Annotated in this window: 17 protein-coding genes; 13 read left to right on the forward strand and 4 right to left on the reverse strand. The window is 51.9% G+C overall.

Annotated elements, in window-relative coordinates; genetic code table 11:
* Nucleotides 1–106: 106 nt before the first annotated feature.
* Entirely contained in the window at nt 107–703 is a 597-nt protein-coding gene (locus EIZ48_RS12365; protein WP_160651687.1) for an acyl-homoserine-lactone synthase, read from the forward strand.
* 63 nt (nt 704–766) lie between these two features.
* Here EIZ48_RS12365 and EIZ48_RS12370 read toward each other — a convergent pair whose 3' ends face one another.
* Nucleotides 767–1360, reverse strand: a complete 594-nt coding sequence (locus EIZ48_RS12370; RefSeq protein ID WP_160651690.1) for a helix-turn-helix domain-containing protein — start codon at nt 1358–1360, stop codon at nt 767–769.
* Nucleotides 1361–1823: 463 nt separating this feature from the next.
* On the opposite strand from EIZ48_RS12370, the gene EIZ48_RS12375 reads away from it, so the two are divergent.
* From EIZ48_RS12375 to EIZ48_RS12430, 12 genes are all read left to right on the forward strand, one after another.
* Nucleotides 1824–3086: a sarcosine oxidase subunit beta family protein gene (locus EIZ48_RS12375; protein WP_160651693.1), complete on the forward strand. Its 1263-nt coding sequence runs from the start codon at nt 1824–1826 to the stop codon at nt 3084–3086.
* Nucleotides 3087–3128: 42 nt separating this feature from the next.
* Entirely contained in the window at nt 3129–3425 is a 297-nt protein-coding gene (locus tag EIZ48_RS12380) for a sarcosine oxidase subunit delta (protein ID WP_160651696.1), read from the forward strand.
* A complete protein-coding gene (locus tag EIZ48_RS12385) occupies nt 3422–7120 on the forward strand; it encodes a sarcosine oxidase subunit alpha family protein (RefSeq protein WP_160651699.1) in 3699 nt (1232 codons plus the stop codon). Before EIZ48_RS12380 ends, EIZ48_RS12385 begins: the two co-directional genes overlap by 4 nt.
* A 122-nt stretch (nt 7121–7242) precedes the next feature.
* Entirely contained in the window at nt 7243–8580 is a 1338-nt protein-coding gene (locus EIZ48_RS12390; RefSeq protein WP_160651702.1) for a glycine cleavage T C-terminal barrel domain-containing protein, read from the forward strand.
* Between the two features lie 24 nt (nt 8581–8604).
* Nucleotides 8605–9516 carry a methylenetetrahydrofolate reductase gene (locus EIZ48_RS12395; RefSeq protein ID WP_205298591.1) on the forward strand — a complete coding sequence of 304 codons (912 nt, stop codon included), beginning with the start codon at nt 8605–8607 and terminating at the stop codon, nt 9514–9516.
* Nucleotides 9506–11272 carry a formate--tetrahydrofolate ligase gene (locus tag EIZ48_RS12400; protein WP_160651705.1) on the forward strand — a complete coding sequence of 589 codons (1767 nt, stop codon included), beginning with the start codon at nt 9506–9508 and terminating at the stop codon, nt 11270–11272. Before EIZ48_RS12395 ends, EIZ48_RS12400 begins: the two co-directional genes overlap by 11 nt.
* A gap of 103 nt (nt 11273–11375) precedes the next feature.
* Nucleotides 11376–12356, forward strand: coding sequence for a dipeptidase (locus EIZ48_RS12405; RefSeq protein WP_160651708.1), 981 nt, complete (start codon nt 11376–11378; stop codon nt 12354–12356).
* Nucleotides 12357–12911, forward strand: a complete 555-nt coding sequence (locus EIZ48_RS12410; RefSeq protein ID WP_240152952.1) for a 4-vinyl reductase — start codon at nt 12357–12359, stop codon at nt 12909–12911.
* Between the two features lie 12 nt (nt 12912–12923).
* Entirely contained in the window at nt 12924–14993 is a 2070-nt protein-coding gene (locus tag EIZ48_RS12415) for an NADH:flavin oxidoreductase (protein WP_160651710.1), read from the forward strand.
* A 104-nt stretch (nt 14994–15097) separates the two neighbouring features.
* Nucleotides 15098–17029 carry a (Fe-S)-binding protein gene (locus EIZ48_RS12420; RefSeq protein ID WP_160651713.1) on the forward strand — a complete coding sequence of 644 codons (1932 nt, stop codon included), beginning with the start codon at nt 15098–15100 and terminating at the stop codon, nt 17027–17029.
* On the forward strand, nt 17026–18336 hold the full coding sequence (locus EIZ48_RS12425) for an electron transfer flavoprotein subunit alpha/FixB family protein (RefSeq protein ID WP_160651715.1): 1311 nt from the start codon (nt 17026–17028) through the stop codon (nt 18334–18336). The genes EIZ48_RS12420 and EIZ48_RS12425 overlap by 4 nt, the downstream gene beginning before the upstream one ends.
* Nucleotides 18323–19144 carry an electron transfer flavoprotein subunit beta gene (locus tag EIZ48_RS12430; RefSeq protein WP_240152953.1) on the forward strand — a complete coding sequence of 274 codons (822 nt, stop codon included), beginning with the start codon at nt 18323–18325 and terminating at the stop codon, nt 19142–19144. The genes EIZ48_RS12425 and EIZ48_RS12430 overlap by 14 nt, the downstream gene beginning before the upstream one ends.
* A 39-nt stretch (nt 19145–19183) precedes the next feature.
* Here EIZ48_RS12430 and gbdR read toward each other — a convergent pair whose 3' ends face one another.
* The 3 genes from gbdR to EIZ48_RS12445 form a co-directional block, all read right to left on the reverse strand.
* Nucleotides 19184–20335, reverse strand: a complete 1152-nt coding sequence (gene gbdR, locus EIZ48_RS12435; protein ID WP_160651718.1) for a choline metabolism transcriptional regulator GbdR — start codon at nt 20333–20335, stop codon at nt 19184–19186.
* 362 nt (nt 20336–20697) lie between these two features.
* Complete coding sequence (gene katG, locus EIZ48_RS12440) at nt 20698–22923, reverse strand: catalase/peroxidase HPI (protein WP_160651721.1); 2226 nt, start codon at nt 22921–22923, stop codon at nt 20698–20700.
* A 202-nt stretch (nt 22924–23125) separates the two neighbouring features.
* The gene (locus EIZ48_RS12445; protein WP_160651724.1) at nt 23126–24100 is read right to left on the reverse strand and encodes a nucleoside hydrolase; all 975 of its coding nucleotides are present in this window, start codon (nt 24098–24100) and stop codon (nt 23126–23128) included.
* Nucleotides 24101–24290: the final 190 nt, after the last annotated feature.

A 24290-nucleotide genomic window follows, 5' to 3' on the forward strand; every position in this document is an offset into this window, starting at 1 on the left:
TTTGCTCTCCATATATGATTATCTTTCTGCTGTCAACCTGTAATATGTGACAGGTTTCTATTGAGTAATCCATTGATATCTTATTGGTATTATTGGAGGACAAGAAATGAACCTAATATTCAAGCAACAGTCTTTTGAGTCAATACCAAAGCCGGATTATATGAGGCTTCTAGAGTTAAGATATGATGTATTTAGAAAGAGGCTAAAATGGGATTTACCTACGGAAGGAAATTTAGAATCAGACCAATATGACACACCGGATGCTTCTTATGTTTATATCGAAGATGATCTGGGAAATATACTAGGGTGTGGCAGGCTAATACCAACAACGAAAAGCTATATGCTTAAGGAAATATTTCCAGAACTGCTTGGTAACCAGATGGCAGTAGAATCGAGCCATGTATATGAATTAAGCCGATTTTGTATTAATAAGAATACATCACAAAGTAACTGTACACTGAGTTACTCGACGCAGTTTCTGTTCAAGGCGTTATATCTCCATGCTGTAGAGAATGATATATCTGAGTACCTGACAGTTTCGACATTACCGATTGAACGTATGCTAAAAAGAACAGGTATCCCCTTTCAGCGAGCAGGTGATCAGAAAGTTCATCGGCTTGGTGATACAAAATCTGTCACCTTGTCGATTAAAATAAATGATGAGCTTAGACAAGCAGTTATGAAAGATTACGATTATCATTAGAATGAATCGGTTCAATTTATTAATAATTAAACCGAAATAAATAATATTAAAACTCAAACTGTATTAGTAAGGGGTATTGGGAAATATCGTCCCTGATAATATCCCTTTTGATATCGCTTGATACTTGTTTGAAGCGCCAAGTTTGTTACAGGCATTCTGTAAATGAAAAGTAACTGTTCTCTCCGAACAACTTAATATTTTAGATATTTCCCAGACGCTTTTCCCTTCGGTAGCCCATGTCAATGTTTCGGTTTCTCTTTTAGTTAAATTGCAAGTATCAGTTTTTTTAGTAACAGTTGCATCATCGATCTTATCATGTAGGTAGGGGATAACAGTTTGAACTAGGCTGGCAGCATAAAAAAATAGATTTTGATTAGTATCGTTTGTTTCATTTAAAGAGAAGCTTATTGTCCCTGTTTTTCCTATAGAACTGTGAATAGGAATGGTGAAGCTGGGGGGCATTGTTCTTAGTTTTCTATCTGAAATATAATTGAAGTAATAGTGGTTTTTCCTTGGGTTATGAACATTTCCCCATAATGCTGGAATACGATTTGATTGACAGTAATTGATGATCAGCTTGTGAATAGCATTGTCTCTAATTTTCTTTTTGTTCTCTTCACAGAAATTGGTCAATTTTATCTCTTCTATCTTGGTCATCGATATCGGGTTCGAACAGGTAAAAAAAAATAGTCAAAACCAATTAAGCCTGTAATCTCGCTAAGTGTTGCGGTCAAGTCTGCATCAGATTTTGCTGTATGGATACAGCTTCTTAAATTTGAAATGTCATACATAATAATTCCTCTTACAACGCGCCTTAGGCGCAAATGATTAACTCATCATACTCAACTGGTTGCTATTCTTTTGTATGGATAATATTTCTATGAGATGTATTTATAAACCTGTAACGCGATAAGGGTGATAGGGTTATCAGTGAGATTTTTCCGCACATTTATTCCTTATTTTTTGCTCATCATTTGCATCTTTACTCGAGGCTGTCGCAAATCAGCTACTGTCCGCCGTTACCGGACATTCTTTTCTTGTATTGAGCATTAGGCTTCATCAAAAGAGAGCGAGTCTGCGCTCTGGCATCCTTATGTGTTTGTCTGGGAAGGCACAATCAATGAGTGAGAAGAAGAATCATTATTCGGGCTTTGGTCTGTTCAAGCATGCATTGAGTTTTCATGAGCACTGGCAGCGGGTATGGCGCAATCCTCAGCCTAAACCGTTTTATGATGTCGTGATTATCGGTGGTGGCGGGCATGGACTGGCCACGGCGTATTACCTGGCCATAGTGCACGGCATTACTAATGTGGCGGTTGTGGAAAAGGGGTACCTGGGCGGAGGGAATACGGCCCGCAATACCACAATTGTCCGGTCAAACTATCTCTGGGATGAAGCGGCCCATCTGTACGAACATTCGCTAAAGCTATGGGAGGGACTGTCACAGGATCTCAATTACAATTTGATGTTTAGCCAGCGAGGTGTGTTGAATCTTGGTCATACCTTGCAGGATATGCGGGATATCGAACGTCGGGTTAATGCCAACCGGCTTAATGGTATCGATGGAGAAGTGCTCGATACCGCCGCGGTTCAGTCCTTGGTGCCGTTGCTGGATTGCTCTCCCAATGCCCGTTATCCGGTGCTGGGCGCGAGTTGGCAGCCTCGGGCAGGTACGGCACGGCATGATGCTGTCGCATGGGGTTTTGCCCGCGCGGCTGACAAGTTGGGCGTGGATTTGATTCAGCAAAGTGAAGTAACAGGGATCCGGGTGAGTAATGGCCGAGTACAGGGAGTCGAGACCAAGAACGGTTTTATCGGCGCAGCCAAGGTGGGGTGCGTAGCCGCGGGGAATTCCGGCGAGATCGCCAAAATGGTCAGCATGACTTTGCCTATCGAGTCACACCCGTTGCAGGCCATGGTATCTGAGCCGCTCAAACCTTGTTTGGATACGGTGGTAATGTCTAATCATGTCCACGGTTATATCAGCCAGTCGGACAAAGGCGACATGGTGATTGGAGCCGGTATCGACAGCTATCTGGGCTACGGCCAACGAGGGTCCTTTCCGGTTATCGAGCACACCATTGCCGCCATTATCGAAATGTTCCCCTTCCTCAGCCGGATTCGGCTCAATCGTCACTGGGGCGGTATTGTCGACATTTGTCCGGATGCCTGTCCTATCATCAGCCCGGCAGCCATTGATGGGCTGTATTTTAACTGCGGGTGGGGAACGGGGGGCTTTAAGGCAACCCCGGGCTCCGGCCATGTCTTTGCCGACACCATCGCCAATGACCGGCCGCATCCGTTGGCACAACCTTTTAGTCTCGACCGTTTTGTTAGCGGCCATCTGATCGATGAACACGGCGCAGCCGGTGTAGCGCATTAAGGTATTTACTTACCTTGAAGTCGCCTGGCTGAGGAGAGCCCTATGTTGAATATCTACTGTCCTTACTGCGAAGAATACCGTGAGGAAGAAGAGTTTACCTATGCCGGAGAAGCGCATATTGTGCGCCCGCCGGACCCGGACTGCGTGAGTGACGAAGAGTGGGGGCGATATCTGTTCCATCGCAACAACATCAAGGGCAATCACCGGGAAATGTGGTTTCATGCCACTGGCTGTCGGCTCTTTTTCAACGTGATCCGCAACACGGTGAGCTATGACATTGAGCAGGTATATAAACTGACAGATACGCCACCCGATATCAGGGAGGACAAGCACAAATGACCCAGCCTAATCGCTTGTCTGCAGGAGGACGGATTGATCGTCGTAAATCATTGACGTTCTCGTTTAATGGTAAAACCTACTCAGGTTATCAGGGAGATACCCTGGCCTCAGCGCTGATAGCCAACGGCATTGATGTAATAGGGCGAAGCTATAAATACAGTCGTCCGCGCGGCATTCTCGGTTCGGGAGCCGAAGAGCCCAATGCTATCCTCCAGATCGGCAGCTCGCCTGCCACGACGATCCCTAATTTGCGTGCGACACAAGTTGAGTTATATGACGGACTGGTTGCCACCAGTGTCAGTGGCTGGCCGGATATCGAGCGGGATATGAAATCGGCCCTGGGCAAAGTCGGTGGCGGGTTGATGCCGGTTGGCTTCTATTACAAAACCTTTATGTATCCCGAGTCGATGTGGATGACGTATGAGAAATATATCCGTAAGGCTGCCGGACTGGGCAAGATTCCGCAGGCACGGGATCCGGATCGCTATGACAAAATGCACCACCATTGTGATGTCATGATCGTCGGTGGTGGTCCTGCAGGCCTGATGGCGGCAAGAAAATTGGTTGGTAGTGGGCTCAGGGTGCTGCTCGCCGATGAACAGCAGGAAATGGGAGGATGTCTGCTTGGCAACAAACAGGGCATCGACGGGAAACCTGCCGAAGGCTGGCTGGCGGAAACTCTGGGTTTGCTAGATAACGATCCGGATATTACTTTGTTGCCGCGCAGCACGGTATTTGGCTACTACGATCAGAACTTTCTTGGCATTGTTGAGCGTCGAACCGATCATCTAGGCGAGTATCAATCGGGTGCCCGCCAGCGATTGCACCGGGTGCGGGCACGTGAAGTGCTGTTGGCGACAGGGGCGATTGAACGCCCGCTGGTGTTTGGCAATAACGATGTACCTGGCTGTATGCTTGCCTCTGCGATATCAACTTATATCAATCGTTATGGCGTGATCCCGGGGCAAAAATTGGTTGTGATGACAGCCAATGACTCAGGCTATCAGGCTGCGCTGGACTGGCATGCTGCCGGTCGTGAGGTGGTTGCGATTGTTGATACGCGCTCAAATAGCTCAGGGAAATACCCTGAACGGGCTAAAGCCGCCGGGATAGAGATATTCCACGGCCATGCCGTTATCAATGTGCGTGGTCATAAGCGGGTAAGTGCGGTTGAAATTGCGAAGCTTAAACACAATCTCAGCCAGGTTAGTCGAATTGATACCTGCCTGCTGAGTTGTGATACGGTAGCCAGTTCGGGCGGATGGAGCCCGAGTCTGCACCTGTCTTGTCATACTGGCAGCCGTCCGGTGTGGCGAGGTGACATTGCCGGTTTTGTTCCGGGCAATCCCGATTTGCTCTATGCAGGCGGGATCCAGGGACGTTATCAGTTATCGGAAGTGCTCGACGATGGCTGCAAAGCCGCGCAGGCCGTCGCCGACCGTCTACAGGTTTCGCTCATGTCGACGCCATTTTTAGACCACCCAGAGCCGCCAGAGTTGCCGGAAGTTACAGACCCCGACGAAGCCGCGCCTATGGCGATTTACCATATCCCTCATCACTTCCCGACAAGTCGGGCTCCCAAGCAGTTCGTCGATTTTCAAAATGATGTCACTGCCGCCGGTATCGAGCTGGCGGTTCGGGAAGGTTTCGAATCGATCGAGCATGTAAAACGCTATACCGCGCTGGGTTTTGGTACCGATCAGGGTAAAACCGGGAATATCAACGGAATGGCAATTGCCGCCAGGGCTTTGGGCCAGTCGATACCTGAAACTGGCACGACGATATTTCGCCCTATGTATACGCCGGTAACCTTCGCGACGCTGGCCGGACGGGATGCCGGGCACTTGTTCGATCCGGCGCGTTTTACTGCTATGCATCGCTGGCACCTGGAACATGGTGCCGAGTTTGAGAATGTCGGGCAGTGGAAACGCCCTTGGTTCTACCGCCGGGGCAACGAGACGCAGCTGGAGGCGCTGAACAGGGAGTGTCTGGCAACCCGTAACAGTGTCGGGATCCTCGATGCGTCGACGTTGGGCAAAATTGATATTCAGGGGCCGGATGCTCGCGAATTTCTCAATCGAATCTATACCAATGGCTGGAATCAGCTGGCACCGGGTTGCTGCCGCTATGGGGTGATGTGCAAAGAAGACGGGATGATTTTTGATGATGGTGTGACGTCTTGTATCGATGATAACCATTTTCTGATGACCACCACGACAGGCGGGGCTGCAGGTGTATTGCGCTGGCTGGAACTCTGGCACCAGACTGAATGGCCGGAGCTGGACCTGTATATGACCGGCGTGACGGATCACTGGGCCACCATGACGATTGGTGGGCCGAACAGTCGCTCTGTGTTGCAGAAACTGATGCCCGAAGCCGATCTCTCGGACGCCGCTTTCCCTTATATGACTTGGCAGTCGCACTGTATTGTGGGTGTCGATGCGCGTATTTTCCGGATCAGTTTTACCGGTGAGCTGTCGTTTGAAGTCAATGTAAATGCTAACTTTGGCCTGTATCTATGGGAACAGATCATAGCGGCGGGGGAAGAGTTTAATATCACCCCCTATGGCACGGAAACCATGCATATTCTTCGTGCTGAAAAGGGCTTCATTATCGCCGGTCAGGATACCGATGGTTCGGTCACGCCGCAGGATATGAACATGGCGTGGATCTGCGGCAAGAAAAAAACGTTCAGTTTTATTGGCCGCCGCTCATGGCAGCGTAAAGATACCCGCCGCTCTGATCGCAAGCAGCTGGTCGGCCTTCAATGCACGGAGCCTGATGTGGTGATCCCCGAAGGTGCCCAGGCTGTGAATGATCCCGATGAGCCTGTGCCGATGACTATGGTTGGTCATGTTAGCTCAAGCTATTACAGCGCGGTGCTGGGGCACTCAATTGCACTGGGCCTGATCAAGGGCGGATTGAGCCGAGTAGGCGAATCGGTATTCTTCCCTCTGGCAGACGGCCGGGTATTGCAAGCCGAAATTACCGGTGGGGTGTTTTACGACCCTGACGGTAAGCGTCAGTCGGTGATCTCGGCACCCGCAACACAGCCATATCATCCGCCCGAAAATACCCGTTACGAGTCTGCGCTTTATCATGCCGAAAGGTACTATGCAGAAAGGGGCCATGCACAAAGGGAGAACAGAGAAACAGCTTCGAAACCAAACGTAGTGCTGCATGAACGAAAAGGTTTGGCGCAGCATATATTGCGTGGGGGAGCTAGCCCATCCGAAGAAGAGAATGAGGCGTTCTATGACGACGCTGAAACCGTTCTCGGGTTGCCTCTGCCACGACAACCCTGCTCATCGATTGTCGGTGAAAAGATGCAGATCTGGTGGTTATCGCCTAATGAGTGGCTGATTTTGTCATCCGAAGACTTCTCGGTGGAAGCGAGGTTACGCCATCAGTTGTCGGGACATTTCTCCGTTGTCGATGTCAGTGGCGGGCAGTGTGTCATTGAAGTGTCAGGGCTGCAGGCACAAGCAGTACTGAGAAAATCCACTTCTTATGATGTCGATGCTCGTTCACTGCCCGTTGGTAAATGTGTCGGTACCTTGCTTGCAAAAGCGCAGGTGGTGCTAAGGCGTTGTGGTGACAATGAATTTGACGTTATTGTCCGGCGCAGCTTTGCCGATTACCTCTGGCTGTGGTTGCAGGATGCGAGTGAAGAGTATGACCTGACTATCGAGTAGCCTGATTCTCGAATAGCCCGCGACGTTTTTGGTTTCATCCATGTCGTAGATTGGAAATTCAAATTTTCAATAACAGTCACATTTAAGGGGTATACCACCGCTAAGGGGACGAGGGCAAAGCCATGACCAAGTATGATAATCGATTACTGCAAGCTCGCGCCGGAGTGGCGCGCCATGACACCAGCGTTGAACAGTCACATCGTCGCGTGCCGATCAATCTGCGCCAGTCGGGTCCCACACCCGTAGAAATGCTGATATCGACCCGGGTAAGGAAATCACCGTACTGGCATCTTTCGGTAGAAGCAGGATGCTGGCGGGCAACGGTGTATAACCGTATTTATCATCCTCGTGGTTATGTACGGCCGGAAGACGGCGGCGCGATGGTGGAATACGACTCACTGGTCAACGATGTCACGATGTGGAATGTCGCCGTAGAGCGCCAGATCCAGGTGAAGGGTCCGGATGCCGAAGCCTTTGTTAACTATGTGATCACCCGTGATGCCTCCAAGATCAAACCGATGCATGGCAAGTATGTGATCCTATGCAATGACGAAGGCGGTATTCTCAATGATCCTGTCTTGCTCCGTCTTGCCGAGGACGAGTTCTGGTTCTCCATCTCGGATAGCGATCTCGAAATGTGGCTGCGGGGGATCAATATCGCCAAGCAATACGATGTCTCCATTGCCGAAATCGACGTGGCGCCGGTTCAGATCCAGGGACCGAAGTCAGAAGCGCTGATGGTGGATTTGTTTGGTGAGGACATCAAAAGTATTCCTTACTACGGCCTGATGGAAGCTGAAATTGCGGGGTGCGATGTGGTCATTTCGCAAACCGGCTTTACCGGCGAGAGGGGATACGAAATTTACTGTCGCAATGTAACCGAAGACGCCGAGAAGCTGTGGTATGCCGTGTTGGATGCAGGGAAAGCCCATAAACTTCGAGTCATCGCGCCTGCTCACCACCGCCGGATTGCTGCCGGGATCCTCTCTTGGGGGCAGGATATAGATCAGGAAACCCTACCGTTCCAGTGCAATCTGGCTTATCAGGTGCCGCGAAACAAAGAGGCTGACTATGTCGGTAAAGCGGCTCTGGAAAAGGCCCGGGAGCAAATCGAAGCCGGGAACCCGCCTTTTGACCTTGTGATGGTCGGTATCGTTCTGGGTGGGGAGCCGATTACGGACTATGCCAATGACTTCTGGCTGGTTCACGGGCCGGATGGTGGCGATGCTATCGGGTATGTTTCTTCTCCTTGGTATTCGCCAGAGCTGCAGACCAATATTGCCCTGGCTCATGTTCCCTGGGCACAGCGGGATATCGGTACCAGGCTGAGTGTCTCGCTTCCGTCCGAATATGGCGGCAATGTGGTTGATGCCGAGGTGGTAGAAGTGCCGTTCCGGCCGTCGGTCAACCCTAACTCGCGCGAAGTCGCCAAATCGCGTGGTAGTGATTTCGTCGACTAACGACCGATAATATAGGGGCACGGTATGAAGTGTGATGCCTACAAGAGCCTAGGAGGGGAAGGGTTCCGCGAACCTGATATGGAGTCCGATATTGAACCCCGTTTGTTTCAATTGCTGGCGGAAGCCTCGCTGGAAGCGACGCCCAAGCAGGTATTGAAGCTTCATACTGTTCCTGACTGGCTGTCGGCGGGAACCTGGGTATATGTGCCTTTTTTGCCGAAAGGCCGATTTGAGGAGACATTTGAGGCGTGTGAGCGCTTGCTGTTATGGGGGATGGTGCCAATACCCCATATACCGGCTCGCGCTGTGCCGAGCGAAGCTTGTTTGCACCGATGGCTTTCATCCCTGACGCATATCGGTGTCTACAATATTCTGCTGATAGCTGGAGAGAAAAACCCACCGGCGGGACCTTTTTCCAATACGCTTGCACTGCTGGCATCAGGGGCGCTGGCAAAGCATCCATTGCGCGGCATCGGGGTTGCGGGTCACCCTGAGGGACACCCGCATGCAACAAGCCTTGAACTCACCAATGCGCTCGCCTTTAAGCGAGAATATGCCGAAGCCAATCAACTCAATATGTGGGTGGTGACCCAGTTCTCGTTTGATGCCGATATTTTTATCCAGTGGCTGCAGTGCTATCAGGAGATGCTTGGCAATTTGCCGGTATACCTTGGTATGCCTGGCCCCACTCAGCTTAAGAACTTACTTTTCTATGCCGCGCAATGCGGTGTGGTGGAGTCGGTTGCGGCGTTAAGACGTAACCTGAAAGCTACCCAGCTGCTAAAACCCTGGACACCGGATTTGCTGGTACAGGAAATGGCTCGTTACCAGAGTATCAACCCTGATACGCCTTTCCAGGGCATCCATTTGTATCCGTTTGGCGGCTTGAAACAGTCCGCCAGATGGTTGAGGGGGCTCACTGACGATGAAAAATGAACTCAATGTTGCCTTGGTTTCAACGGAGATAGCTTCTCCAGAGATAGTTTCGCCGGAGATCGTTCCACCGGATAGCTTGCCGCCTCCGGGGGCCCCTGATATTGATATAGCCCGCGCAGTGGCGCCGAGGCCGGTGATTGACGTTGCTGCTGAGCGGCTGGGCTTGCTTCCTCATGCCCTGATCCCCTATGGCCACTACAAGGCCAAAATCGACATGGCGCAGCTGGATGTCAGTCATCAACGCGGCCAGCTGGTGCTGGTAACGGCAATGACGCCGACAACGGCCGGGGAAGGTAAAACCACCACCAGTATTGGCCTGTCAGACGGACTTAACGCCCTCGGGGTAAATAGTACTGTCTGCCTGCGTGAACCATCGCTGGGGCCGTGCTTTGGTATGAAGGGCGGAGCAGCGGGGGGAGGAAGATCGCAGGCGATTCCCATGGAAGATCTCAACCTGCACTTTAACGGGGATTTTCATGCGATCACGGTTGCCCATAACTTGCTTGTTTCCCTGATTGATAACCATATCCATTGGGGAAATGAACTGGGCTTGGATCCCCGTCGGATCTGCTGGCGGCGGGTAATGGATCTCAATGAGCGGGCTCTGCGCAATATTGTCTGCGGGCTCGGTGGGACGGCTCATGGTGTCCCGCGTGAGTCGGGATTTGATATCACTGTTGCCTCGGAGATCATGGCGGTGCTGTGTCTGGCCGAAGGACCGAAAGATCTCCAGAACCGCCTTGGTGAGATGATCATCGGGCGGCGCCGTGATGGCAGCGTCGTGACAGTACGCGATTTAGGTGCCGACGGCGCGATGACGGTGCTGCTCAAAGAAGCCATGATGCCTAATCTTATTCAGAGCCTTGAGCATAACCCTGTACTGGTCCATGGCGGCCCCTTTGCCAATATTGCCCATGGCTGTAGCTCCCTGATGGCGACGCGAGCGGCATTGGCCCTTAGTGATGTTGTGGTGACAGAAGCGGGTTTTGGTGCAGATTTGGGGGCCGAGAAGTTTATCAATATTAAGTGCCGTCTGGCAGGTTTGTCTCCGGATGCAGTGGTGCTCGTCTGCACCGTAAGGGCATTGAAAATGCAGGGCGGAATTGAAAGGCTGGCTCTGGAGCAGCCGAATGTGACCGCAGTCGAAGCGGGTTCAGCTAATTTGCTGCGACATATCCAGAACATCCAGCAGTTCGGTCTGATACCGCTGGTGGCTATTAACCGTTTTCCAAGCGATAGCGATGAAGAGCTAGCCGTGATCCAGCAGTGTTGTCTGGCATCGGGAGCCCGGGTCGTGTCTGCCGATCATTGGGCCCGTGGCAGTGAAGGGGCTAAGGATATGGCGACAGCGGTCCTCGATCTGCTCCAGCAACCACCGCCTAATGTCATACCGCTGTACGCTGATGATATGCCGCTGGACGAGAAAATTACGGCGGTGGCAACGCGGATCTATGGTGCCGGCGAAGTCCATTTTTCGACCAAGGCCTTGTCTCAGCTTGATGATATTCACCAGCTTGGCTTTGGTCATTTGCCTGTCTGTATTGCCAAAACACCTTACAGCTTTTCATCGGAGCCCGGAGTTTTGGGTGCGCCGATTAATCACGCTTTGCCTGTCAGAGAAGTTCGCTTGATGGCCGGAGCGGGATTTGTCGTTGTGATATGCGGCGACATCATGACTATGCCCGGCCTGCCGCGTCATCCGGCGGCGCTGGATATCAGGCTGGATGAGCACGGAGAAATTACCGGGTTGTTTTGACGGAAATACTTCATCGGATGTCGCTATTACACAGTCCGTCAGGTGGCAATGACATATCGTTAATTAAGAGATTTGACGATAGCAGCATGCCGGAGGGGAATGTATGTCGGATGCCGCACAACTGCACCAAGAGTCAATCATTATTGATGGCCTGATCATTGCCAGATGGGATCGCGCCTTGTTCGAGGATATGGCAAAAGGGGGACTGACGACCGCCAACTGCACGGTATCGGTGTGGGAGGGCTTTCAGGCAACCATGGATAATATTGTCGAGTTCAATGGGTTCTTTCGCGATCACCATGATCTGATCTGCCCCGTACGTTGCACTGAAGATATTTATCTTGCCAAAGAGGAAGGCAAAACCGGGATCATACTCGGCTTTCAAAATGTACATGCGTTCGAAGATCAGATTGGCTATGTCGAGATCTTCAAAAAACTCGGGGTTGGAATAGCGCAGATGGCCTATAACACCCAGAACCTGGTCGGCACAGGGTGTTATGAGCGCGACGGCGGGTTATCCGGTTTTGGCCATGAGGTGGTTGCCGAGATGAACCGGGTCGGCATGATGTGCGATCTTTCCCATGTCGGGGCAACAACCTCTCAGGAAGTGATCCTGGCATCGAAAAAACCAGTCTGTTACTCCCACTGTCTTCCGTTGGGGCTCAAGGATCACCCTCGCAATAAATCAGACGATGAGCTGAGATTCATCGCCGATCATGGCGGCTTTATCGGGGTCACCATGTTCGCGCCTTTCCTGAAAAACGGTATCAATTCCACCATAGAAGATTATGTCGAAGCCATTGACTATATCGTCAATATCGTCGGCGAAGATTGTGTAGGGATCGGTACCGATTTCACCCAGGGGCATGATCAGGCTTTCTTCGAGTGGCTGACCCATGACAAGGGTTATGCCCGACGGTTGACCCGGTTTGGTGAAATCATCAACCCTAAGGGGATCCGTACCGTCGGCGAGTTTCCTAATCTGACCCAGGCCCTGCTGGATCACGGCTGGCCGGAGAGCAGAGTGAAGAAAGTCATGGGAGAGAACTGGGTTAGGACTCTCAAAGCAGTGTGGGACGAATAGATGCCAACATTACCCTACTTGACAACACATGCCCCGGAAGTGCCTATCGAGGTGGACAGTGAGACCGGCGTCTGGAGTACCAACGGGCTCCCGATGCTGTATGTTCCTAGGCACTTTTTTATCAATAACCACACCGCAGTGGAAGAGGCTCTCGGGTCCGAGAAGTATGCCGAGATCCTCTATGCCGCCGGTTACCAATCGGCTTATTACTGGTGTGAAAAAGAATCGGAAACCCACGGCCTAGAGGGCGCAGAGGTGTTTGAGCACTATATGAAGCGCCTGTCGCAACGGGGCTGGGGCCAGTTTGTCATTGAGAGCCTGGATATCTCTAAGGGACGGGCCAAAGTGCGGTTACACCATTCGGCTTTCGTTTATCACTACGGCAAGGTTGATCGCAAAGTGGATTACATGTTCACGGGCTGGTTTGCCGGTGCGATGGATCAGATCACCCGGGGGATAGGCCAGCCGATAGAGACGGTTGCCGTCCAGCAACAGAGCGAGGCGCAGACAGGTTGTGATTACGGCCTGTTTGAAGTGATGCCCAGGGACAATTGATAAGGAGTGGGGATGTCGCAGTTTGATGCTATTTTCCAGCCGCTGGCGATTAATCAGCTGATGATCCGTAACCGGATAGTCAGTACCGCCCATGCCGAAGTCTACGCCACCTTAAATGGGATGCCGACCGAGCGCTATATTCGTTATTACGAGGAAAAAGCCAAAGGCGGGATCGGGTTGTGTATTTGCGGCGGGTCGAGTCCGGTCTCGATAGACAGTCCGCAAGGGTGGTGGAAGTCGGTGAACCTCTGTACCGATGACGTTATTCCTCACCTGCAGCAATTGGCTGAGGCGGTTCACCAGCACGGTGCGCATATCATGATTCAGATCACCCATATGGGACGCCGATCGCGCTGGGACGGTGGGGACTGGCCGCACCTTCTCAGCCCAAGTGGTATTCGTGAACCGGTTCACCGGGCAACCTGCAAAATTATCGAGCCGGAAGAGATTGAGCGGATCATTGATGATTATGCTGCCGCTGCTCAGCGGGTAAAGGCGGGAGGACTGGACGGTGTTGAGCTGTCGGCGGTTCACCAGCATCTGATTGATCAGTTTTGGAGCCCGAGAGTCAACAAGCGGAAAGATGAATGGGGAGGCAGCTTCGAAAACAGGATGCGTTTTGGCCTTAAGGTGCTGGAAGCGGTTCGCCGCGAAGTCGGTCCCGATTTTGCCGTTGGTATGCGCATTTGTGGTGACGAGTTTCATCCTGATGGTTTGACCCATGACGACATGAAGCAGATTGCGGCGTATTACGATGCGACTGGCCTGGTGGATTATTTCGGCGTCGTCGGCTCTGGCTGTGATACCCACAATACCCTTGCCAATGTGATCCCCAACATGAGCTATCCGCCCGAACCGTTTTTGCATCTGGCAGCTGGAATCAAGCAGGTGGTTAGTGTGCCGGTGATTCATGCTCAGAATATTAAGGATCCCACTCAGGCCGAACGTGTGCTGGAAGGCGGCTATGTCGATTTTGTCGGGATGACCCGGGCCCATATTGCCGATCCGCATCTGATTGCCAAGATCCGGTTGGGTCAGGTTGATCAGATCCGCCAGTGCGTCGGTGCCAATTATTGCATCGATCGTCAATACCAGGGGCTGGACGTACTTTGTTTGCAAAATGCGGCGACTTCGCGTGAAGAGACAATGCCCCATATCATCACGAAAACTGACGGCCCGGTTCGCAAAGTAGTGGTGGTTGGTGGGGGCCCCGCCGGTATGGAGGCGGCACGGGTTTGTGCCGAACGTGGCCATGATGTCACTTTGATTGAGAAATCCTCCCGGCTTGGCGGACAGATCACGCTGGCAGCCAAAGCCCCGCAGCGAGAGCAAATCGCAGGGATCACCCGTTGGTTTGAGCTGGAGCTGGCGCGACTGGGTGTCACTCTGGAGATGGATACCGAAGCGGACGCCGAGCGTGTGATGGCGTTGGCCCCTGATGTGGTGATTCTGGCGGTCGGTGGCCAGCCGTTCATCGAGCAGTTTCCTGGCTGGGGAGCGCAGGACGGTTTGGTTGTCAGTAGCTGGGATATTTTGAGTGGCAGGGTAGAGCCGGGCAGTAATGTGCTGGTCTACGACACTATCTGTGAGTTTTCGGGGATGTCGGTTGCCGATTATCTGGCGGCGAAAGGTGCACTGGTTGAATTGGTGACTGATGACTTGAAACCCGGAGTGGCTGTCGGTGGTACCACCTTCCCGACCTATTATCGCAGCCTCTACCAGCGTGAGGTGATCATGACGCCGGACTTTCGTTTGGAGCAGGTATATCGGGAAGGCGGAAAAGTCATCGCCGTGCTGGAGAACGAGTATACCCAGCAGCGGGAAGAGCGGGTGGTGGATCAGGTCGTCATAGAAAATGGCATCCGGCCTTGTGAAGTCCTGTATTACCAATTGAAACCGGACTCGATCAATAAAGGCCAGGTTGATCTGGCATCACTATACGCGGCTAAGCCTCAGCCGGAACTGGGTCATCTGGTGGGCAATGGTCAGGGCTATCTGTTGTACCGGATCGGTGACTGTGCTTCACAGCGAAATATTCATGCTGCAATCTATGATGCCTTGCGTCTTTGCAAAGACTTTTGACCGTTGTTTTGTAATGACTTGTTTTTTTTAATGATAGCTCTGTGATGAATAGCTTTTTGACGTAACACTTATCGCCTCACAACTCGCGCAGAAAGGGGATAACGATGCTGACACCTTTAGTTTCCGTACTATTATTGCTGGGATTGCTAATCACGTTGTTCGGTGCCGTTCGTAGAGTGAAGCTATGGCATCGGGGCAAACCTGTTGCGGTTAATATCTGGGCCGGGCTATCGAGTATCCCAAGACGGTACCTGGTTGATCTCCATAATGTTGTCGCTCGCGACAAAGCAACAGCTCATATGCATGTGGCAACCGCGGGGGGCTTTGTTGCCGCGCTGGTGATGCTGAGCATTATTTACCTTCTTGGCATTGATAGCGGAGCAATGCATTTGCTGGCGCTTATTGCCTGTACGGTGATGTTGCTGGGGGCGCAGCTGGTGGCAGGACGACGTCGTTCAGTGCCAGCGCATTTATCTACCGGCCCCTGGATGAGGCTGTTGAAAAGCCTCAAAGTATTTGCAGGAACATTTTTGCTTGTCAGTATTTTTGGCCTGTTTGGGATAGATAACTTGCCGTCAATACTGCTTGTTTTACTGGGAGTTGCAATGATAGCGGGCATGGGCGAGATGCTGCTCGGACTGACCTGGGGTGGCCCGATGAAACATGCTTTTGCTGGCGCATTGCACCTGGCTTTCCATCCTCGCGCTGAGCGCTTTGGCGGTGGTCAGTCAACGGGACTCAGGCCGCTTGACTTGACCGAGCCGCATTTGGGGGTAGATAAACCAACTGATTTTTACTGGAACCAGTTGCTGGGCTTTGATGCCTGCGTGCAATGTGGTCGCTGTGAGAAGGCGTGCCCGGCCTTTGTTGCCGGTCAGCCGTTGAATCCGAAGAAGCTGATCCAGGATATGGTGGTCGGTATGACTGGCGGTTCGACAGCGAGTTATCATGGCAGCGCCCATCCGGGTCATGAACTGCACCTTGGAGAGAAAGCCATTTGTGGTGGGCCTGAGCACTCTTTATTCGAGGGCTTGCTGGATCCGGATACCGTCTGGTCATGCACCACTTGCCGGGCCTGCGTCGAGGAATGCCCGATGATGATCGAGCATGTAGATGCGATCGTGGATCTACGCCGTTATCTGACCCTGGAGCTGGGAGCAACACCGGGCAAAGGGCCGGATATTCTCGAAAACCTGATCGCGACTGATAACCCCAACGGTCACCCTCCACAGCAACGCAATAATTGGTCTGTCGATCTGCACATTCCGCTGATGGCCGAAGTAAAGCAGGCTGATGTGCTGCTCTGGGCCGGTGACGGGGCGTTTGACATGCGCAACCAGCGCACGCTTCGGGCCCTGGTTACCTTGCTGCAGCGGGCGAAGGTTGATTTTGCTGTGCTGGGCAATGAAGAACTTGATTGCGGTGATCTGGCCCGCCGCCTTGGTGATGAGGCAACCTTCCAGCGCCTTGCCAGAGCCAATATACACACATTGAGCCAATACAGGTTCAAGCGGATTGTGACAGCAGATCCGCATGCGTTTCAGCTCCTGAAGAACGAGTATCCTGACTTTGGCGGTCACTATGATGTTTGCCACCATACCCAGTTGCTGGCAGAGCTGGTCGCTCAGGGAGGTTTGAAGTTGGAGCCTGTTCAGGAACTGTCGGTGACTTATCATGACCCTTGTTATCTGGGGCGCTATAACGGCGGTTATGAAGCACCTCGGTCTCTGTTACGGGCTATCGGGATCGAAATAAAAGAAATGGAACGTTCGGGTTACCGCTCTCGTTGTTGTGGTGGCGGTGGCGGAGCACCGGTCACCGATATTGCAGGTAAGCGCCGGATACCGGATATGCGAATGGATGATGTGAGGGAAACAGGGGCTGATATTGTTGTCGTGGCCTGTCCGCAGTGCAGCCTAATGCTTGAAGGGGTTATTGAGCCACGCCCTGAGGTACGGGATATTGCCGAGTTGTTGCTGGAAGCCTTGCCTCAGCAGGCCCGGTATCTTCAAGTTGATGAAATGGAGGCGTCATGAGTAAAGTATTTCGTCGCGACCCTCGTCAAGAGCGCATCCAGCGTAATCGCCTTCATCCATTGCATCACACCTTTGAGGCTCAACACCTTGCAAATCAATCTCAGGCTAGTGTCGTCAGTTCTGGCGCGAATTCTGAAACTTCTCTTGAAACAAGCTCTGAAACAATACCCACAATTGAACCTCAAGGTTGGGATACTTCCCGGTTGCCCTTGCATCGAGTCGAACATCCCGAATTCTATATTGCTGTTGTACCGGAGATGAGTGGTGGCAGGCTAACCAGTGCCGACAGAGATATGTTGGGGTTGGCACAGCAGTTGGCGAACGACGGTTTTACTCATGATCGTATGGACGGCCAGAAGATTAATGGACGCGGAGCCGTGCTGGCGGTGGTCTTTTGCTCTATCAAAGATGATCGTTTCGCCGATGCGGGGGTAGATCGGCTACTGGATCTCTCTTTGTTCGGAGAGGAAGGATATCAACCTGAGTATCAGCTCGCTTTGTTATTACAGGCTGACAAGCAATTTTCTCCCCGTTATTGGTTGTTTGGCGATCAGGCCATGAACAGTGCTGATCTCGGTCGCCGCCTGGCCGCCAGGTTGGACGAGCGAGCAGCTACCGGGGTGGTAGAGATCGATGACAACTGGATATGGTGTCGTGCCGGGCAAAGTGGCAACGAGTATCGTCGCCCGCATGAACGTATCATGCTGGTGGCAGAGCAGATTGCCGAACCGGTGTGTAACTACCGCTATCAGGCAAGTCCGGTTGAGCTGGACGTGCTTATGCGGGAAGTCGCTGCGCCGGAAATGACACCACCAGTACTGACAAAAATTGAAGATTTGGGCTTGGCCGCCGTAGATCCCGGCTCTGTTTCCTTGGCGGAAGCGGAGTTTGTGGTTGCAGGAGGCAATGGCGTAATGAACTGGCCGTTGTTTCATCAAGTGGCAACTGCACTGGGGGCAACCGAGGGGGCGAGTCGTGTGGCGGTGGATGATGGCAATATGCCTCGGTCAACCCAGGTTGGCGCATCCGGCATCTTGGTTTCAGCCCGGGTGTATTTGGCGGTGGGGATCTCCGGGGCGATCCAGCATCTGCAGGGAATGACCCATTGCGATACGGTGATCGCCATCAATCTTGATTCGGGGTGCGCCATGGTGAGTCGGGCAGATCTTAGCGTGATCGGTGACAGCAGCGAGATCATGCAGGCTCTGGTTGACAGTATTAGCCACAGAGAGAGTGAAAGTCAGGCTGGCGAATTGACGGGATTTGATCGAGAGCAGGCAAAGGAGAAGTGGGATGATGCTGTGTGAGCCGCTGCAAGTCATGGTGTTGGTATCGACCAGTATGCATTCATTAACTGGGCGCCCATGCCGTGCTTCACTGGATGCACAGGCGATTGAACTGGCATTGCAACAGTCCGGCGCCGTGATTGAGGTTGTTCATGCTGGCAATGCAGGTGACTCGGAACAGTCGGCATTACGAGATTACCTGGGAATGGGGATCGGGCAGATAACTGTTCTTAAGCTGCCAGAGCTCTCCGATCCGGTATCGGCACTGGCTCAATATGTAAATGAAGCGGAGCCCGATTTGGTACTGTGCGGCGAACAGGCTGAATGGGGGGAAGCGTCAGGCTTGCTACCTTACCTGTTGGCAGATCAGTTAGGTTGGGCGATTGTGCCGCATATCGCGGGTTTGGCAGGTGTTGCAGATAGACATATCGAGCTTTTACAGGCGTTACCACGCGGTCATCGCCGGAAACTATTGGTCAAGCAACCTGTGGTGGTAACCATTAACAGTGCGGCGCCGCAGGCCAGACAAAGTGCGTTCTTAAAAGCGCGTGATGGCATCATCAATGTGCTCGAATCTGAATATGATTTCGAACATGGAGCTGGACTTGAGCTTGCGGCAGATAGCGAACAGTCTCAATGGCAATTACAACCAGCAAGACAGCGTCCCAAGCGGCTGAAGATCATCACGGCGAAAACCGCTGCAGAACGGATGAAAGCTGCAACAATGGTGACGCCGAGCCAGGCGGGCAAGGTATTACAAGACACTTCCCCCCAACAGGCTGCCGAAGCCATTCTCGCCTTGCTGCGAGAAGAAGGGGTTCTCAAGTAATACTTTTTAATCTACTGAATTTTAAAGTTAATTAAGAACCTAGCAAGCCGGGTTGGGAAGTGTAGCCTGATCGTCAAAACCGGTATCGAACAGGTTGTCATCATGCCGTTCACTGAGTTCGGTAAGTGCCGGAAGATTGGTAATTATCGGGAACTCTGCCATATCCGGTTGCTCGGTAATTATTGGTTGTGGAGTGGTAATAGTTTGCTCTGTAGCAACTGGCTGTGACGATATCCCCTGTCGCTCATGACGAGGCGGAATGCCAAAGCAGTCACGGTAACATTTACTGAAGTGAGGCGTTGAAACAAACCCACAGGCCACGGAAACCTCGATGACAGACAGATTGGTTTGTTTTAGCAACTGCCTGGCCCGGCTAAGCCTGAGCTGAAGGTAATAGCGCGAAGGTGAACATTGTAGATGTTTCTGGAACAGCCTTTCCAGCTGTCGTCGTGACAGATCGACAAACCCAGCCAGTTCATCCATGCCGATAGGCTCTTCCAGGTTGGCTTCCATCAGAGAAACGATTTCAAGCAACTTGGGCTGGGAGGTTCCGACCAGGCTGCGAAGCGGCATTTTTTGCACATCCTCGCCATTGCGGATCCGCTCGCACATGAACATTTCCGATATTGCCGCACTGAGTCTGCTGCCATGTTGTTTGGCCACTAAAGTGAGCATCATGTCCATCGGCGCTGTCCCGCCAGTACTGGTCATTCGTTTGTCACTGAGCGTGAACAGCTTATTGGTGATTTTTATCGACGGGAACAGTTCCTGGAACCCGGCTAGATGTTCCCAGTGAATGGCGCAGTGCTGGTTTGCCATCACTCCTGCTTTGGCCAGGGCATAGCTGCCGGTACAGATCCCGCCGAGTATTTTTTGCTGGCGATCAAGCTGGCAAAGCCAGCTTGTTAGTTGCGGGGTACAGCTACGTTCAATCTGAACACCGCCGCAGATAATTAACGAATCAAGCGGTAGTTGAGATGGGATTTGGTCATCGACCCTTACTTCGAGCGCATCACTGGCGGCAACAGGTTGGCCATTCTCACTGAGGGTAAACCATTGGTACAGCTTCTCTCCCGAGAGCTGATTGGCCATGCGCAATACTTCAACGGCCGATGCCATCGCGATCATGGTGAAATTGTGAGTGAGATAAAAACCGATGCGCATAGGCTGTCGTGTTGTTATTGAAGTCATCGCCAGTTCCCCCTAAGTTGCCACGTGATCGTGATGGGTCGAATGGTGTCAATTACCGCGAAATCCTTACAGTACACAACGTTTTAAATGTCAGGAAAAATCACCTTCTCTTTCTGTGTAATTCAGGGTTCATAAAAAGTAAATTTTTTTATCGAGAGTTAGCTCAATAAGGGAGGTTAAAGGGGGAAATTAAAGCGCAATGTATCAAACGACGGCGAAATATGGTTCGCCGCTTGAGATTGTGATTGTTGTAAAGATTAGAGCACTAAACAAAAATCGAACCTCCCTGTCACAAACACTAAGCTCAGGCTAAATAATCCGGCACTATCGAGTACCGGATTTTTAGGTTGTTACCTTTGGCGTTATTGAATATCAAAGCGGTCGAGTTTCATGACTTTCACCCAGGCGATGATAAAGTCATTAACAAACTTCTCTTTGGCATCGTCAGCGGCATAGACTTCGGCAACAGCGCGCAACTCCGAGTTTGAGCCGAAAATAAGATCAACCGGTGTTGCCGTCCATTTAGCCTTGCCATTACTACGGTCAAGGCCTTCATAGACGCCATCTTGCGATGATGATTTCTGCCATTTGGTGGACATATCCAGCAGGTTGACGAAGAAATCATTACTTAATGTTCCCGGTTTGTCGGTAAATACCCCATGCTGGGATTGTCCGGTATTGGCATTCATGACACGCATGCCACCGATAAGCACCGTCATTTCGGGCACGGTTAACGTCAGCAGATCGGCTTTACCTACCAGCATTTCAGCAGGGGAACGCTGGTTGTCATTGCCAAAGTAGTTACGGAAACCATCAGCATTTGGCTCCAGTACCGCAAACGAGTTTACATCTGTCTGTGCTTGTTCTGCATCGGTACGCCCGGGGGTGAAGGGGACTTTGACATCATGACCAGCCTGTTTGGCGGCATTTTCAATCGCAGCGGCGCCACCCAATACAATCAGGTCAGCGAGTGAGATTTTCTTACCGTCAGACTGTTTGCTGTTGAAGTCCTGTTGGATTTTCTCTAGCTGCTGGAGCACCTTCGCCAGTTCTTCGGGATCATTGGCCTGCCAGTCTTTTTGTGGTTCAAGCCGGATGCGTGCACCGTTTGCCCCACCGCGCATATCCGTACCGCGGAAACTGGATGCTGAAGCCCAGGCGGTTCTGATCAAGGCGGGAACGGTTAGATCCGAGGCGAGTATATCCTCCTTGAGTTTGGTGATGTCCTCATCCGTAATTAAGGGGTGATCGACGGCTGGTACAGGGTCTTGCCATAGCATGGCTTCCTCGGGGACTTGATTGCCGAGATAGCGAGCACGAGGACCCATATCACGGTGCGTTAGCTTGAACCATGCCTTGGCAAAGGCTAATTCAAACTCTTTCGGGTTATCAAGAAATCGTTTGGAGATTTTACTGTACTCGGGATCGAACTTGAGCGAGAGGTCGGTGGTGAGCATGATAGGCGCATGTCTTTTTGATGCATCATGGGCATCAGGTACCATGTCTTTAGCGCTTTCGTCATCGGGGATCCACTGTATGGCGCCTGCCGGGCTTTTGGTCTGTACCCATTTGAAGTTGAACAAGTTTTGAAAGTAGTTGTGGGTCCATTGAGCCGGGCTGACCGTCCAGGCACCTTCCAGTCCGCTGGTGATGGTATCGGCACCATGGCCCGAACCGTATTTGTTTTTCCAGCCAAGGCCTTGCTCTTCGGTACTGGCCGCTTCAGGTTCCGGGCCGACATATTTGGATGGCTCTGCGGCGCCATGTGCCTTACCGAAAGTATGGCCACCGGCAATAAGTGCTACGGTCTCTTCATCGTTCATTGCCATTCGGGCAAATGTTTCGCGGATATCCTTGGCCGCTGCCAGTGGATCCGGATTGCCGTTTGGCCCCTCGGGATTAACATAGATCAGCCCCATTTGAACGGCGGCAAGTGGTTGTTCCAACTCTCTGTCGCCGCTGTAACGCTTATCGGCCAGAAACTCATTTTCAGGCCCCCAGTAGACCATGTCCGGTTCCCAGGCATCTTCACGGCCGCCGGCAAAGCCCAGGGTTTTGAAGCCCATCGACTCCATGGCAACTGTACCGGCCAGCACCATCAGGTCGCCCCAGGAGATATTACGGCCGTATTTCTGCTTGAGCGGCCATAGCAGGCGCTGGGCTTTATCCAGGTTGGCATTATCGGGCCAGCTGTTTAAAGGGGCAAAACGCTGCATTCCGCCATAGGCACCGCCGCGCCCATCGCTGACACGGTAGGTTCCTGCACTGTGCCATGCCATCCGGATGAATAATGGTCCGTAGTGACCATAGTCAGCAGGCCACCAGTCCTGGGAGGTTTTCATTAGTACATCCAGATCTTTTTTCACTGCATCCAGGTCAAGACTGTTAAACGCTTCTGCATAATTGAAGTCTTCCCCCATCGGGTTTGACGAAGCGGTATGCTGTCGCAGGGGAGAAAGGTCGAGTTTCTCGGGCCACCAAAACTGGTTTGTTTTCGGCTCTCCCTGTGCATAGGCAGAGTTGTTCAATAGAAGTGGTGACAGGGCTACCGCTATAGCGGCTAGCAGAGGGATCGTCTGTTTACGCATGGGAGTTACCCCTTTGTGGTAGGTACAGGTAAAATATAAGCCTGAACCTCCCGTTTTTGGGGGCAAAAGTGATGGAAAATACTGATTGTTGTAATCGGTAAAACCAATCATGCTGGTGGGCGAGTTGCCCAAGCCAGAAATTGCGATAAGATTTCTGGCCGGGCAAAATGATGAAACTGCTTAAGCTTTGGGACGTTGCGGCTTACCCAAACTGTTTACTGAAATTGATGATGCTGTCGCGATAGAGGGCGAGTAGTTCCTTATCATTAACGGCAATACCGACTTTTTGTTCCGGCATCTCTGCCCAGTCATCCGTCTGATGACGGCGGCCATCGAACTTTTGCAGGGTCAGCCCTTCGGCCGGGCCGTCGGTAACGACACGAATCGGCCCTTCGCGAAGGGTAAATAATTCCGGCTTGATGACATAGGCAATGGCTGACGGATCGTGGACATGGCAGCCTTCCAGTCCCAGCTTGTTGGCATAAAAGCGCAGGTAGTAACGACTTACGTCCCAGATGAATTCACCGACTTTGCCGCCCTCGGCCTTTAGGTCGTCGATATAACCTGCAGAGAAGAAGCTCTCTTCTGTGACATCTAGTCCTACGATGACCACCGGCCAGTCGGCCGTAAATACCTTGTCAGCCGCATGCGGATCATCGTGGATATTGGCCTCGGCATAAGGGGTCACATTGCCACGGTGGCCGTTCATCCCAAAAGCGCCACCCATCACAACGACTTCTTTTACCAGACTGGTGATTTCAGGGGCAGCATCAAGAGCCAGGGCGATATTGGTCAACGGTCCGACAGTTACCAGCGTGATCTCACCGGGGTTGGCTTTGACTGTATCGATAATGTACTGGTAGGCCGGACGCGGATCGGCACAAGCGTGCTTGGGCTCACTACTGTGAATATCACCAAACCCTGTTTCGCCGTGTACGACAACGGTGGCACCCACTGGCGGACGCTGGATGGGTTTGGCGGTTCCTTTGGCGACATCACAGCTGAAGTTGAACTTCTCTTTTAGGTAGAGTGCGTTACGCGTGCCATTCTCAATAGTGGCATTGCCATACACCGTAGTGATCCCGACAAGGTCGATATCCGGATGGGCCTGAGCAAATAGAATAGCCATTGCATCATCGATACCCGGATCGGTATCAAGAATAATCTTCTTACGCATAGAGAAAGTATCCAACAATTAATGTGATTTTATACCCAAGCTACCTCAAGATGCAGGATTCAGAGTGAGACCAGCGAGCTCAGTTCAAGGAAAATGACGGTAGGAATGGTATTCCCTTTCAACGTTATTTGACACAGAAATGGGCGCGCTGGCTCACTCCCAAAGGGCGAGTTTACTTGGCTTCTATGCG

This window comes from Photobacterium alginatilyticum (assembly GCF_009910675.1).
GTDB lineage: Bacteria > Pseudomonadota > Gammaproteobacteria > Enterobacterales > Vibrionaceae > Photobacterium > Photobacterium alginatilyticum.

What these genes read in the sequence shown, in the direction of transcription:
- EIZ48_RS12385 (WP_160651699.1), top strand. Translation starts at nt 3,422, where the DNA reads ATGACCCAGCCTAATCGCTTGTCTGCAGGAGGACGGATTGATCGTCGT.
- EIZ48_RS12415 (WP_160651710.1), top strand. Translation starts at nt 12,924, where the DNA reads ATGTCGCAGTTTGATGCTATTTTCCAGCCGCTGGCGATTAATCAGCTG.
- EIZ48_RS12365 (WP_160651687.1), top strand. Translation starts at nt 107, where the DNA reads ATGAACCTAATATTCAAGCAACAGTCTTTTGAGTCAATACCAAAGCCG.
- EIZ48_RS12425 (WP_160651715.1), top strand. Translation starts at nt 17,026, where the DNA reads ATGAGTAAAGTATTTCGTCGCGACCCTCGTCAAGAGCGCATCCAGCGT.
- EIZ48_RS12430 (WP_240152953.1), top strand. Translation starts at nt 18,323, where the DNA reads ATGATGCTGTGTGAGCCGCTGCAAGTCATGGTGTTGGTATCGACCAGT.
- EIZ48_RS12380 (WP_160651696.1), top strand. Translation starts at nt 3,129, where the DNA reads ATGTTGAATATCTACTGTCCTTACTGCGAAGAATACCGTGAGGAAGAA.
- EIZ48_RS12410 (WP_240152952.1), top strand. Translation starts at nt 12,357, where the DNA reads ATGCCAACATTACCCTACTTGACAACACATGCCCCGGAAGTGCCTATC.
- EIZ48_RS12395 (WP_205298591.1), top strand. Translation starts at nt 8,605, where the DNA reads ATGAAGTGTGATGCCTACAAGAGCCTAGGAGGGGAAGGGTTCCGCGAA.
- EIZ48_RS12420 (WP_160651713.1), top strand. Translation starts at nt 15,098, where the DNA reads ATGCTGACACCTTTAGTTTCCGTACTATTATTGCTGGGATTGCTAATC.
- EIZ48_RS12390 (WP_160651702.1), top strand. Translation starts at nt 7,243, where the DNA reads ATGACCAAGTATGATAATCGATTACTGCAAGCTCGCGCCGGAGTGGCG.
- EIZ48_RS12375 (WP_160651693.1), top strand. Translation starts at nt 1,824, where the DNA reads ATGAGTGAGAAGAAGAATCATTATTCGGGCTTTGGTCTGTTCAAGCAT.
- EIZ48_RS12445 (WP_160651724.1), bottom strand. Translation starts at nt 24,100, where the DNA reads ATGCGTAAGAAGATTATTCTTGATACCGATCCGGGTATCGATGATGCA.
- katG (WP_160651721.1), bottom strand. Translation starts at nt 22,923, where the DNA reads ATGCGTAAACAGACGATCCCTCTGCTAGCCGCTATAGCGGTAGCCCTG.
- EIZ48_RS12400 (WP_160651705.1), top strand. Translation starts at nt 9,506, where the DNA reads ATGAAAAATGAACTCAATGTTGCCTTGGTTTCAACGGAGATAGCTTCT.
- EIZ48_RS12370 (WP_160651690.1), bottom strand. Translation starts at nt 1,360, where the DNA reads ATGACCAAGATAGAAGAGATAAAATTGACCAATTTCTGTGAAGAGAAC.
- EIZ48_RS12405 (WP_160651708.1), top strand. Translation starts at nt 11,376, where the DNA reads ATGTCGGATGCCGCACAACTGCACCAAGAGTCAATCATTATTGATGGC.
- gbdR (WP_160651718.1), bottom strand. Translation starts at nt 20,335, where the DNA reads ATGACTTCAATAACAACACGACAGCCTATGCGCATCGGTTTTTATCTC.